A 14807-nucleotide genomic window follows, 5' to 3' on the forward strand; every position below is an offset into this window, starting at 1 on the left:
TCCTCGTCAGATGTGTAGGGGCTCATTTGTCTTTGTCTAAATCCTGTAAACAAAAACAATCAAAGGTATGAAATTACCTCGACTCAGTCACGCCTACGCACGTACCCTTATGCGTATTACCATTGCCCAACTGTTTTGTATGGTTTTGTTCCTGAACATAACCTACGCCCGGACAGTAAAAGCCCAGGCCTTACTGGAGCAGCCCATTAGCTTATCCGTTGAGGATAAGGAGATTCGTGTTGTGTTATCGACTATTGAAAAGCTAACGAAGGTCACCTTTTCCTACATTCCACAACAGATTCAGGCAGATCGGCGCGTATCGATTAACATCTCGAACCAGCGTCTGTCTACGGTACTGGATCAGCTTTTCAGGAATTTGCCGATAACCTATGAAGTTGTCGGGAAAAAGCAGATTCTGCTCAGTGTGCGCCCGGCTGTTCAGCCTACAACTCCGGTTCTACTTCCCCGGAATACGTCATTCGAGCCAGCGCAGGCAGCCGACCGGCAGATCTCGGGCACCGTTAAAAGCGAAACTGGCGAAGGTTTGCCCGGTGTGAGCGTGGTGGTTAAAAACACCACCCGAGGCACTACCACGGATGCTCAGGGGAAATATAAACTCACAATTCCGGACGATGGCCGGGCCATCACACTGGTCTTTTCGTTTGTGGGTTACCTGAATCAGGAAATCGCTATCGGCAATCGCGCCAGTATTGATCTTCAACTTGTGCCGAATGATAAGTCGCTGGATGAGGTGATCGTGGTCGGTTATGGTACCGTTAAGAAAAGTGATCTTACCGGCTCCCTGTCGCAGGTCAAATCCAAAGAAATCAATTCATATCCGGCCACGAATGTTTTGCAGGCGTTGACAGGCCGGGCCGCTGGGGTGCAGGTTCTGCAAAATACGGGCGCTCCCGGTGCATCAGTCAGTGTGCGTATCCGGGGTACGAACTCCATTCAGGGCAGCAACGAACCGCTCTATGTGGTCGATGGTTTTCCAATATCGGGCAGTAACCCGACGGTGCTGAACAATGCGGATATTGAAAACATGGAGATTCTGAAAGATGCCTCAGCTACAGCTATTTATGGTTCCAGGGGTGCTAATGGCGTGGTGTTAATCACGACAAAACATGGTAAAGCGGGCAAAACACGCGTAGATCTTGAGACCAGTTATAGCTCACAAACGCTCAGAAAGAAGCTGGATTTAATGAACGCCCAGGAATATGCGACCTTCTACAATGAGCAGGCCACTAACGATAAACAGAAGCCCTACTTCACGCAGGATCAGATCAATGCATTTGGGCAGGGTTTCGACTGGCAAAACCTTGTTTTTCAGAAGGCCCCAATGAAAACGACGGCGCTGAACATCAGCGGAGGTAACGAAAAAACGCAGTTTTCGCTATCGGGAAGTGTGTTCAATCAGGATGGTATCGTTAAGGGTAGCGACTATAATCGGTATTCGTTGCGGGCTAATATCAATCATGCTGTCAGCAACAAGTTTAGTGTCAATTTTGGTGGGACATTGACCCGTTTACAAACCGGCCGAAAAGATAGTGGGGGAGGAAGTCGGGGAAACTCGATGATTGCTGGGGCTATTTCGGCACCACCTACGCTGACACCGTATAACGATGATGGTACGTACCGGACACTGGCTATCGCCTATCCCTTTGTGGCGACTGACCTCATCAATCCCCTCAACTTTATCAACGAACAAAACAACCAGACAAAGGCCAATGTTGCCCTGCTCAATGCATCGTTGATTTTTAAGCCCATTGAGTCGATAACCATCAAAGTGTCGGGCGGAGTTGAAAACCGCGACGATCGTAGCGACAACTACACGACCCGAAATTTTGTGAATTCGACGGGAGTTGCCAACGTTGGTACCAATCAATTTACCAGCCTTTTGAGTGAAAACACGATCAGTTACAACAAAACCATCAATTTAAAGCATACCGTTTCGGCCGTAGCCGGTTTCACCTATCAGGATTTTTTGAACACCGGACTGTCGGGGAGTGGGGTAGGCTTTCTGAGTAATACGCCTGAAACGTATGACCTGGCATCGGCTTCAACACCAGGCATACCGAGTTCCAGTTACTCTAAATCGGTGTTATTGTCTTACCTGGCCAGGGTCAATTACGCCTATAACAGTAAATACCTGGCAACGGTAAGCATCCGGAGAGACGGTTCTTCTAAATACAGCGAGGGCAATAAATGGGGGTATTTCCCTTCAGCCGCCCTGGCCTGGCGCGTATCCAATGAGGAGTTCATGAAGGACAACACATTCATCTCCGATTTGAAAGTACGCGCAAGCTGGGGACTTACGGGCAGTCAGGCCATTAACGCTTATGCCACGCTGAATCAGCTTTATTCGGGTAAAACCGTTTTTGGCGATGCCCTCTATAACACTTATGGGCCGAATACAAACTTGCCGGGTAACCTGAAATGGGAAACGACAGAACAGAAGGATATAGGTGTTGATTTCGGGATTTTGGCTAACCGAATCCTGTTAACGGCTGATTATTACATCAAAAACACCCGCGATTTGCTCAACAACGTAACGCTGCCGACTTCGCTGGGCTACACCACGACGATTAAAAACATTGGCGAAATCCAGAACAGCGGCCTTGAATTAGGGATCGACACTCGGATTCTAACCGGCGCTTTCAAATGGGATGTCAACGCAAACGTCTCCTTTAACCGAAATAAGGTCGTAAAGCTATACGGTGGACAGGATATTCTGGGCGGCACTATTAGCGTGGTTGTCATTAATGATGTGACGAATATTCTGCGTGAGGGCAGGCCGTTAGGCCAGTTCTGGGGCTTTGTCGAAGATGGTTACGATGATAAAGGGAAAATAAAATACAAGGACACCGATGGTGATGGAAGCATCACGATCAAGGATAAAACCTATATAGGCAACCCGAATCCGAAGTACATTTTTGGCTTTAATTCGAACATGTCCTACAAAAACTTCGATTTAACGCTCTTTCTGCAAGGCGTTCAGGGGAATGATCTATTTAACGCCAGTGCAATGGGAAGCACAATCGATTATGGCTTTGGCCTGAACATGCCCCGCGAAGTTTATCTGAATCACTGGTCAACCTCTAATCCGAACGCCAAATACCCAATTATTAGCAACAGTGTTAATGCACGGGTTTCGAATCGATATATAGAAGACGGGTCTTTCGTCCGGCTTAAAAACATACAGTTAGCCTATAATTTCCCGCTTCAGAATTGGGGTGTCAAATGGGTGCGAACAGTCCAGCTGTATGCCAGTGGACAAAATTTGCTGACCCTGACGAAGTATTCCTGGTGGGACCCCGAAGTGAATTCAAAAGGGGATGCTAACTCGACGACACAGGGGGTAGACTCCTACAGTTACCCCGTTGCGAAAACGATCACGTTTGGTCTTCGTGCCGGCTTTTAGCGAAGCCCAAGTTCTCATTCCCATTCGAAAAACTCATTCTCCTGATTAGCTACTACAATGAAAATGTCCCTTATAAATCGGCCCAAACAGCCTCTCGATGGTAAGCGCTGGGGTATTCTCGGGGTCTTCTGCCTTAGTCTTTTTTCTTCCTGTGAGCAATCACTCATTGAAGAACCAAAATCACTGGTTGTGGAATCCTTTTTCAACACCGCCACGGAAGTTGAAACGGCTACGAATTTGATTTACTCCCCTTTGCGGAGCAACAATTATGCGGTTTACGAAGCAACCCTAGAATGCCAGTCCGATTATGCGAACGGTCGGGGAAGCTGGGCCCCACTTCACGTTTTTCAGGGTTTGGATGATGCCAATATTACGCGCGTGTCCGATCTGTGGAGGGCCTTTTATCTAAGCATTCGCAATGCCAATCTGGTCATCAAAAATGCACCCACCGGTAAGTCGATCAGTAAAGCGGATGTTACCAAATATGTAGCGGAAGCAAAGTTTATGCGGGCGTTCAATTATTTTCAGCTGGTGCGCAACTGGGCGGGTGTGCCGCTCCGTACAGAAAGCACAATGGATGCCATCGACCTGAAAAGAAATACCGCTGATGAGGTCTATAATTTGATTATCGCCGACCTCACCGAAGCCGAAACAAATCTTCCCGATAATCCGGCTGTAGCAGGAAGACCCACCAAATGGGCGGCCAAAACCTTGCTGGCCGATGTGTATTTAACCCTTGGCAAGTTTGCGGAATCACGAGACAAAGCCGATGAAGTGATTAAATCCAATAAATTTTCGTTTGTGTCCACGACCACAAAAACTGATTTTCAGACTAAAGTTTGGGGGCCTGACTTAGTATCGACTACCGAAGAGATTTTTTACCTGAAATACGCCCGTCAGGTCAACCAGGGCAATTACATGCTCTGGATAAGCAATCATCCAGACACGAAGCTGTTCAATTTCGGAGGAGCTTACGTACTTTATCTTGATGTGACGAGTGCCTATTATAAAGCCTGGAATCCGAACGACCTTCGGAAAGGACTGTGGGATTTGATAAACTTTGGTTTGGGAGCCAATACACTTGTTAGTTCAAAATTTGCCGATCAACTTGCTGTCTCTCAGTCGGGTGCAGGTAATGATGATCCCGTTTACGGGTACTCGGATGTATTGCTGATCTATGCAGAGGCTTCGAGTAGAGCCGGTAACGGACCTACGGCAGCGGGTATGGAAGCATTGAACAAGGTGCACCGCCGGGCCTATGGGAAGGCTCCTGCCGTTGCTTCATCGATCGACTTCAACCTGGCCGATTACAACGCTGCCACGTTTCTGGATTTAGTGTTAACCGAACGGAGCTATGAATTTCAATTGGGTGGGAAGCGCTGGCTGGATCTCAAACGAACGGGCAAAGTAAAGGAGGCTATTCTGGCCGCAACGGGGAAAACGGTTGCTGATAAACACCTCCTGTGGCCAATTCCGGTTTCAGAAATGAATTACAACAAAGGCCTTGATCCAACAAAGGATCAGAATCCCGGCTATTAAGCACCTATCCATTTTTGACTAGTCAAACGAACTGTTATGGAAAGAAGATCAGCTCTTGCAACGCTGGGCGCTATGTCGCTGGGTGCTGCCTCTCCTACATTAGCAACGGGTGAAATCCTGAAAGAACCCTATAAGCTCACGAAGCAAACTCTAAAAGCCGACATTCTGGTTATTGGTGGTGGAACGGCGGGCGTGGTGGCAGCCATTCAGGCAGGGCGGGCCGGGCGCAAAACAATCCTTGTGGAGAACGGTAGCCAGCTTGGCGGAACCACCACCACGGGCGGAGTGGCTTTCCCCGGTATTTTTTTCGCCTGGGGCAAGCAGATTATCAGCGGAATCGGCTGGGAAATGGTGCAGGAAGCCGTAGCCCTCAATGATGATACATTACCTAATTTTTCGATTCCTCATGGCAAAAACCACCCCAAACATCAGGTTCGGTTGAATGGGCAATTGTATGCTATGTTATTGGAAGAAAAATGCGTGGCAGCGGGTGTTCAGATCCGTTTTTATGAGACACCTACCCAGATTACTTTTCAAAAAAACAACTGGGTCGTCGAAACGGTCGGTAAAGGCACCATGACCCAGATAACCTGTAATCAGCTGATCGACTGCACCGGAAATGCGTATGCCACGTCCATTGCGGGGTTTGATGTGCTGCGAGAGTCGGTTACCCAGCCGGGTACGCTGATGTTTAAACTAGGAGGTTACGACTTTAATTCGCTGGATGTTAAGCTGATACAGGCTCGATATCAGGAAGCTATCCAGAAAGGAGAGTTAGTGAAAACTGATTTTCGTAACAATATAATTGGCTTGTTGCGAAGTGCCGGTGATAATATTCAGCATGTATTGGGTGCCGACTCCACAACCTCCGAAACCCATACCATTGCGAATATAAAAGGGCGGGCTTCCCTGCTTCAAACGCTGCGCTTTCTGCGAACCCTACCCGGTTGCGAAAAAACAAAACTAATTGATGTACAAAACGAAACGGCAGTTCGGGAAACCTACCGGATCGACGGTCATTATAAAATTACGCAGGCTGATTACGTGACCGGGAAAGTATTCGATGATTCGGTTTCCTATTCCTACTATCCAATCGATGTTCATGACGAAAATGGCGTCGTTCCCGATCATTTAGCCGAAGGAATTGTGCCAACAGTTCCACTTCGGGCTCTTGTTCCGAAAAACAGCCGGAATTTTCTGGTGGCGGGTCGGTGTGTTAGTAGTGACCGGCTGGCGAATTCGGCGCTTCGTGTACAGGCATCCTGTATGGGTATGGGACAGGCAGCCGGAGCCGCGGCTGTACTGGCCAATTTGCAGAACAAAACTCCGCTGGACGTTTCCATGAGTGACCTTCGAAAATTGCTGGAAGAACACGGCGGAATTGTACCTGGGAGTAGCTCAAAAGGTTGATCAGTTTTGTTAATGAAAAGCTTTCTTTAGTCTGTATTCTCGCAGACTAAAGAAAGTGTTTTAGTCTGCCGCAATGTGTCTATGTACGCCCTGAAAATCAAAAGATTAGTTGTCAGTTTAGTGATGGCGTTTCTGGCAGTGGTCTATGAAAGCGCTGGGCAAATCCGGTATTTTCGTACACCAGCAATTTCGCGAAAACCAGACACGACGCTGGCATTTATAGCTGCTTCACAAGACTCTATTGCAAACGATACCTTGTTTCAGGTCCGCTCGAAAGAAGGGTACCCGATGGCTTATTTTCGGAAAGTCAGGACGAGCGTATGCTTCGATAATAAGTGTCGGTTGCTGAAGGTTAACCTATACTGGACGAGCACAGGGCGTTATTTAGGATTTGAACTTCCGAAAGGTGAGTTTTTGAGTAAAGCTGAGCATAAACCATTTACACCGGCTGAATATGAGCGGATGAGTGAGCTGCTGGCTGATCCGCTTTCGCCCCTGGCAACGTTATCGTATGCCGAACTGGCCCCTCAGACAAAGCCCGCAGATAAGGAAAATGAAGTCGATGGCGTGTCGTCGGCTACGGCGAAGAATGTACTGGACTATGTCGTTGAAGGGGCCGCGTATACCACCTATAAAATGTGGCATGTTGTCTATGGATCAACCCAGGAGGATGTAGCCCGTTTAACCGAAAAGTCATTGTCGCCTGACTTCATCCTGGCGGTTTTGGATAGTCCTGACTTGACGGATAAAATCTGGGCATTAAACCATATTCGTGGATTTGTGGAGCTAACGCCAGCGCTTCAAAAAGTACTGTTGGGATTTATCAATGCCACCGATTACAACCTGGCCGAGCGCGCTATTTATGCCTTCAGTGCTGGTGATTTAAAGTCAGAAGCCATTCAGCTTGCCTTATTGACGAAGTTCAGAGAATCAAATTACGCACTTAAAAAACTTATCATTGGCAAATTCAAGGAAGCACCAATGCTTGACGTTCAGGTAAAAAAAGCCTTTGCCGATGACTTGAAATCGTTGAATAGTGAGCTGATAAGCAACGTATTGGATCTATTCAGAAAACACAAAGTTGCCGACATCGACACTTGCCGAACGATAGCTGAACTCCTGACAGATAAGAATGAATTAATTGCAAAAAAAGCGTTTGCCTATTTAGACGCTATAGCGGTCACCGATGCGCGAATCGAAAAACAAATCGAAGAGTACAAACTGAAAAAGTGACAGACCTAAGAGATTGACCGGCGTTTTCATCTTTGTAATCCTACTTATGGCGCTGATTGAGCGATGCGATACAAGCATTAGCGATCAGTTCTCATCCCATCTTTTCTGCTACATCAGGGTTAAAAATGCCCAATGCCTTGATTTGACGGACATTATCAGTACGATCTGACCAGCCTGATTATGGTCAAAATGGCCCAAAGTCATTTTTCTATTAATTATATAGTTTATCTACTTTAATGCTTTATTTTTAGCCCGCAGCCATTCTACCTACTTAGTGAATGTGTACATGTCCGGGATTGAAAACTCGTATGGGGCTCTGGTTTTACGATTGAAAAGGGCACTTCCAGCTAGTGTATATGACAGGCAAAAGCAAATCCCTAAGTAAGTAATCACACATAATTAAAACCAAAAAACATGAGCAAGATCACAGTAGCAGACGGTACCGAGATTTATTACAAAGACTGGGGAACGGGGCAACCGATTGTTTTTCACCACGGATGGCCTTTATCAGGCGATGACTGGGATGGCCAAATGATGTTTTTCCTGAATAAGGGATTTCGTGTGATTGCACACGACCGCCGGGGACATGGGCGATCGTCGCAAACGGCAGATGGACATGATATGGACACGTATGCTGCTGATGTGGCTGAACTGGCACGCGTGCTTGATTTAAAAGATGCCATTCACGTTGGCCACTCGACCGGGGGTGGTGAAGTGATTCGCTATGTGGCAAAATATGGACAGGGACGGGTAGCTAAAGCGGTACTTATCAGTGCAGTTACACCACTTATGGTACAAACCGAAGCGAATCCGGATGGTATTCCTATGGCTATATTCGATGAGATCCGGGAAGGTACTGCCACAAAACGACCCCAATATTTTCAGGATTTTACTCTACCCTTTTATGGCTACAATCGGGAAGGTGCAACCATATCGCAGGGCATTCGGGATAATTGGTGGCGTCAGGGTATGATGGGTGGCATAAAAGCCCATTACGATTGTATCAAGGCTTTTTCAGAGACCGATTTTACGGAAGACCTGAAGAGTGTGGATGTGCCGGTACTTGTTCTGCATGGTGAGGATGACCAGATCGTTCCGTTCCCTCTGACCGGAGCCAGGGCTGTAAAGCTGTTAAAAGATGGGAAACTCATTTCGTATCCCGGATTTCCTCATGGAATGCCAGCTACCGAAGCGGCCACAATTAATGCCGATCTGTTGGCATTTATTAACTCATAATGAGCCAATTGGCTAGAGTATACTGTTAAAATCGAGGAATCTATCATCGTTTCTGTTGATAGATTCCTCGATTGGTTAGTTTTTCAAAATCAGAACTATTCGCCGGGCAAGTCAGGATTAAGTACAGTTTCCCGGCAATCCATTCTCTCTGCCCGACTTCTGCGGCAAAAAAAGTAAGTAAGCCCCAATTTCCGGATCTTCTTTGGGGGTTGCCATTTCACGGCAAGCCACCATCAAGTAAAGCCTTTCTGTATCGACAACACTGCATTTTTTCCTATGTAATGCATGTTGATTGATACCCCGAATAGCTACTTGTTTGTGCTGTTTAGGTAAGCTATTAGAAGAATCTACGTTAGGTATCTCTACTCAATTATCCTAACTTGATTGTAAGTGCTATGGCATGGAAAAATACAATTTTTTTGAACTGATGAATGGCGGTGGAAATGACTACTGATAAATTTGCGTGAAACTATTTTAGACTAAAAAATAGCAGTATCTACTATTCGGCAACGTTCCCGGTAACGATTGCATAGAAATAATTAAACTTATGCTTGGTAAATTTAAGTAAAGTACTGAGATTAATAGTCAGGTAACAAATAGCTTAACTGCTCAACAGTCAGGCTGTTTCTGGGAAATAGTCAAAATCTATTATACTTGACAGCCGCAAACGAATGAATCTTAAATCGCTACCCGATGAAATATTACTTATTCGTCTTCGTACAGGCGATGAGGCTGCTTTTCGGGAGATTTATCAGCGATACTGGAAACGGTTGTATAGCTCTGCCCGCCGTAAAATCGACTCGCAGGATGCGGTTGAAGAACTGGTGCAGGATATATTCCTGAAGTTATGGGAGCGTCGTAACGAGCTGCGGATTGAGCGGCTGGACGCTTACCTGTTTACGGCTGTTCGGTATGCCACGATCAATCATATAAAATCGACGCTGATTCACGAAAAATACGCGGACTACGCCTATGTCCATCTGCAGGAAGCAATATCGACCACCGAAGAGCAGATGGATTTGGATGAACTGATGGAAGCCGTTGAAAAGCAGTTGAATGATCTTCCTGAAAAGACACGTCAGATTTTTAGACTAAACCGCCTGGAATATCAATCCGTCAAGGAAATATCATCCCAGTTAAAAGTACCGGAACGAACGGTTGAGTATCACTTAAGTCAAGCCATTAAAGCACTGCGGGTCTACCTGCGAGACTACCTGTTGCCGGGTATTATCCTGCTACTTTACATATAGCAGCATGCCGACGACCGGTTAAATTAATATAGCTATATAGTACTATTTAAATAATATTTGCTCTATTTCTCTTTAAGTATTGTAATTTTCTACTATTCAATAATATTATTTGCGGCTTTAGGCGTGGTTGTTTGACTTAGGTATTGTAAACCCACTGCTACCGAGTCATGAGCCGAAAAAAATTTGGGCAACTCTTACAGAAATACCTTCGTGGAGAATGTACACCCGCAGAAAAGGCTTTTGTAGAGCACTGGTATGGCTTGATTGATACCGAAGAGTCGGGGCAGGAGCTTGACATGAACGAGCTGGAAAACCGTCTGTGGGACCAGATTCAGAGTAAGATGCCTAAGGACGAACCAGGGCGGGTTATTCCGTTCAGGAGCACTCCTCTTCGATGGATCGGTATTGCGGCATCGCTGCTTTTGGTCGGTTGGTTGTATTTTGCACAGCGTCAGAGTAGTCCTGTCAATCCCGCAGATTCACTGATTTCACTTGTTCAGGGCGACTGGGTTGAGCGAACCAATAACTCCACTCATCCGCTTGTAATCCGCCTTGAAGATGGGAGTGCAGTCAAATTAGCTGCTCATAGTTCACTCCGTTTTCCAACCCATTTTGCGACCGAAAACCGAACGGTTTACCTAACGGGGGATGCCTTCTTTTCAGTGGCGAAAATGCCAACCCGACCTTTTTATGTGTATGTGGGTAGCGTAGTTACGAAGGTATTGGGAACGAGCTTTTTTGTCAGGAGCCAATCGGCTACCAATCAGGTGCGGGTTGAAGTGGTAACGGGGCGGGTTTCTGTTTATAAAGAAACGCCCCGCAAACTGGCAACGACCGACGGAGTTGTCCTGAGCCCGAACCAGACCGCTACGTTTTTCGAAGAAGAACAGCATTTTGTAACGGGCCTTGTCGACTCCCCGCTGGTTATACGAACCTCTGAAAAGGAGCAGAAGCCGATCTCCTTTCAGTTTGACGACACGCCTTTAGCAGAGGTGCTGGTTAGGCTCGAACAGGCATATGGCATCAACATCGAAGTAGAAAATGATAGCCAGAAGGCATGCCCATTAACGGCCGATTTAACCGATCAACCGCTCTACACCCAGTTAGACATCATTTGTGCTGCGCTGAAGGCGAAATACGAAGTGAAAGGAACAACCATCCTGCTAACTGGAAAAGGATGTAGCGACTAGCTTTCCTATTGATGAACCAATAATTAATCCATTCAGCCTATGTATCGAACCTATCCAGATCACTGATTTTCACTAAAAGACGCTGGCCATGCTGTGAACATGAACCAGCGCCCACTTGCTCTCTCGTTGGACAGACCGCGAATCTTGCCCCAACAGGAGAACTATTTTGTCAAATCTCCATGTAACAAAACCCTTAAATCTATGAAAAAAAGAGAACCTGTACGTAATAATGGCTCTCTGGGCCGACAGGTCTACGCATTTTGGTGGTTTATGAACTTCTCTATTGTTCAATTTATCCTGATTACGGCATGTGCCAGCTTGTCAATTGCCTTTAACGGTCATGGTCAGGAATTGATGAGCCGACCGGTTACGCTAAAGGCTGATGGACAACGGCTTCGGCTGGTGCTAACACAGATTGAACAGCAAACGGCCGCCCGGTTTGTGTATGGCTCAAAAACGATCAATGTAGACCATCCGGTCACCATTACCCTGACGGATAAGCGCCTGAATGAAGCATTGACCGAGTTACTGAAGCCATTAAAACTAACCTATCGGTTGGTTGGCGGATTGATCGTGCTGGAGTCCGATTCAGATGGACATACGCAAGTGACAACTCCGGGTGCTGAAGCGGCCGACCATGTGGTAACAGGAAAAGTCCTCGATGAAAAACAGGCTGCTTTGCCGGGGGTCAGTGTTGTGGTAAAAGGATCGACGCGGGGGGCAACAACGGATGCCAGTGGGGTATTTAAACTGTCGGTACCCGATGGCGACGGAGTGACGTTAACATTTTCGTTTGTTGGGTACCAGAGCCAGGACATAGCGGTTGGGAATCAATCGACGATCAATGTTTCGATGGTACCCGATGTGAGCGCACTGGACGAAGTTGTCGTGATCGGCTACGGGGCCGTGCGTAAAAAAGACCTGACGGGTGCGGTTGTTCAGCTCAAAAGCGAGCAGTTGAAAGAAGTGCCGACCGCCAACGTACTGGAAGCCGCTCAGGGCAAAATTGCCGGGGCCGACATTACCCGGAGCAGTGGGCAGGCCGGGGCAAAGGTAAATATCAGCATACGCGGGAATCGCTCCATTGGGGGAAATAATGCTCCCCTGATTATTGTCGATGGTATCCAGTACAGCAACCTGGAAGATATCAATGCCAACGACATCGAAACAATGGACGTGCTCAAAGATGCCTCATCAATTGCCATTTATGGGTCGCGGGGAGCCAATGGGGTTATTCTGATTACGACTAAAAAAGGTAAAACTGGTAAACCCGACATTTCATTTAATGCCTATTCGGGTATCTCGCAGGTGACTATGTATCCGAAAGCAATGGACATCACTGGCTTTCGGGATTTCAAACGGGAAGCCTGGCGGGCAGCTGGTGTCTGGAAAAGCCCGGCCGACGATGCCTCTATTTTTACGAACGTAGCCGAGTATGATGCCTTACAGAAGGGCAACTGGACTGATTATCAGGATGCGTTGATTCACAATGGTCTTCAACAGGATTATCAGATTGGCATACGGTCAGGTACCGAGCGGCTGAAGTCGTACGTATCCGTCGACTACTATAACGAAAAAGGTATTCTGAAGTTAGACGAGTTGAAACGCTATACCGGGCGGTTGAATGTCGACTATACAATTACTGACTGGATGAAGATTGGCTTACAGAGCCAGCTTACGTACTACAACCAGAGTGTCCGGCGCGACCCGCTCAATCAGGCGAATAAAATCAGTCCGCTGGGTTCTCTTTATGACGCCAATGGGAATTTCAACTACATCATGCTGGATGGGCAGACGGCCAATCCGCTGTCGGACGAGCAACCGAACGTGTTCAATAACTCGGTGCTGACAACCCGGATTTTAACCAATGGTTATATCGAATTAACTCCCTTCAAGGGCTTTACCGCCCGGACTACGGTGGGTGTCAATCTGGCTTCGATCCGGGATGGCTCGTATGCTTCGCCTAAATCCATCGATCGATCGCTGACCGGTAAATCGCTCGCTACCTATAATACCAGTAGCAGCCGTAGCCTCAACTGGGAAAATGTAGTAACCTACCAGCGAAGTATGGGCCAACACGCATTTACGCTCACTGGTATTGCCAGCTATATCGGGAATACCTCCGATAACGCAGCGGCTTCGGGCGTCAATCAACTGCTTCCATCGCAGTTATTCTACTCGCTGGGTAGTGCAACGGAAGAAATCAAGATCAACTCCGCCTATTCGCAGAATGACCTCATTTCATTTGCGGGCCGGTTGAATTATTCCTTCCGCGAACGGTATCTGCTTACGCTGACTGCCCGTGAAGATGGCTCTTCTAAACTGGCAACGGGCAATAAATGGACATTCTTCCCCTCGGCTGCATTCGCATGGCGAATTATCGAAGAAAAATTCATGCAGGGCCTGAAAGGGCTTAGCGACCTGAAACTTCGCGTCAGTTATGGCGTTGCCGGTAATGACCCATCTGGTCCTTATGCAACCCAAACAACGCTGACCCGACTGGCCTTTGGATATGACGAAGTACCGGTTCCAGCCTACACGTTCTCGCGGAACGTAGGGAATGCAGAATTAGGGTGGGAATTGTCCAATACTAAAAACATCGGTCTGGACTTTGGCCTGTTTAATGGTCGTATCAATACGTCGATCGATTATTACGATACCCGGACGTCTGATCTGCTGCTGGATCGTGGGCTACCACCAACGACCGGGGTGACGACGGTTAAGCAGAATATCGGTAAAACGCGTAACCGGGGTGTTGAGGTCACGCTGGGTAGTACCAACATCCGCACGTCAAATTTCAGTTGGACCAGCAATGTCACCTTCACCAAAAACAAGGAAGAAATTACGGAGCTGGTAACGGGTGGCAACGACATTGGTAACGGCTGGTTCATTGGCTCGCCCATCAATGTCTTTTACGACTACCAAAAACTGGGTATCTGGCAGAACTCCGAAGCGGATGCCGCGGCCAAGCTTTCGCCCACCCAGTTGCCCGGAGAAATCAAAGTGAAAGACCAGAATGGCGATGGTAAAATCGATGCGGTGAACGATCGGATTATCCTGGGAACGCCCCGTCCGAAATGGAGTGGTGGTTTCGATAACACCATCAAATTCAAAGGCTTCGACCTGAATGTGTTTCTCTATGCCCGCATCGGACAGATGATCAATTCTGACCGGTCGGCCCGTTTCGATCAACAGGGCGTTGGCAACAGCACAGCAGGACTCGATTACTGGACCCCCGAAAATCCGACCAATGCCTATCCCCGGCCCAATAAAAACGGAGGGCTGAAATACCTCTCTACGTTAGGGTATGTGGATGGTACGTATGCCCGGATTCGTAACATTACGCTGGCCTACAACGTACCTGCCAACATCCTGCGCTCAAAGGTCATTCGGGGCGTTCGACTGTATGTGACGGGCAAAAACCTGTTCACCTTCACCAACCTGAACTACGATCCTGAGCGGGGTGGTTCCGAGAACTTCCCCATGACAAAGCTCTACGTATTTGGTCTGAACGTCAACCTATAA

Annotated in this window: 8 protein-coding genes; all 8 read left to right on the forward strand. The window is 47.4% G+C overall.

Annotation, left to right across the window (positions count from 1 at the left end; translation table 11 throughout):
* The first annotated feature begins 67 nt into the window (after positions 1–67).
* The 8 genes from GJR95_RS35725 to GJR95_RS35760 all read left to right on the forward strand — a co-directional run bounded on the left by GJR95_RS35725 (position 68) and on the right by GJR95_RS35760 (position 14807).
* Positions 68–3424 (forward strand): TonB-dependent receptor, encoded by a 3357-nt coding sequence (locus GJR95_RS35725; RefSeq protein WP_232540965.1) that lies wholly within the window; start codon positions 68–70, stop codon positions 3422–3424.
* Between the two features lie 57 nt (positions 3425–3481).
* Positions 3482–4963, forward strand: a complete 1482-nt coding sequence (locus GJR95_RS35730; protein WP_162390408.1) for a RagB/SusD family nutrient uptake outer membrane protein — start codon at positions 3482–3484, stop codon at positions 4961–4963.
* Between the two features lie 36 nt (positions 4964–4999).
* Entirely contained in the window at positions 5000–6373 is a 1374-nt protein-coding gene (locus GJR95_RS35735; RefSeq protein ID WP_162390409.1) for an FAD-dependent oxidoreductase, read from the forward strand.
* Between the two features lie 81 nt (positions 6374–6454).
* Positions 6455–7606: a hypothetical protein gene (locus GJR95_RS35740; protein ID WP_162390410.1), complete on the forward strand. Its 1152-nt coding sequence runs from the start codon at positions 6455–6457 to the stop codon at positions 7604–7606.
* 414 nt (positions 7607–8020) lie between these two features.
* On the forward strand, positions 8021–8842 hold the full coding sequence (locus tag GJR95_RS35745) for an alpha/beta fold hydrolase (protein ID WP_162390411.1): 822 nt from the start codon (positions 8021–8023) through the stop codon (positions 8840–8842).
* Positions 8843–9513: 671 nt separating this feature from the next.
* The gene (locus tag GJR95_RS35750; RefSeq protein WP_162390412.1) at positions 9514–10092 is read left to right on the forward strand and encodes an RNA polymerase sigma factor; all 579 of its coding nucleotides are present in this window, start codon (positions 9514–9516) and stop codon (positions 10090–10092) included.
* 167 nt (positions 10093–10259) lie between these two features.
* Entirely contained in the window at positions 10260–11282 is a 1023-nt protein-coding gene (locus GJR95_RS35755) for a FecR family protein (protein ID WP_162390413.1), read from the forward strand.
* 201 nt (positions 11283–11483) lie between these two features.
* Positions 11484–14807, forward strand: a complete 3324-nt coding sequence (locus GJR95_RS35760) for a TonB-dependent receptor (protein WP_232540966.1) — start codon at positions 11484–11486, stop codon at positions 14805–14807.

The organism is Spirosoma endbachense (genome assembly GCF_010233585.1).
Lineage (GTDB): Bacteria > Bacteroidota > Bacteroidia > Cytophagales > Spirosomataceae > Spirosoma > Spirosoma endbachense.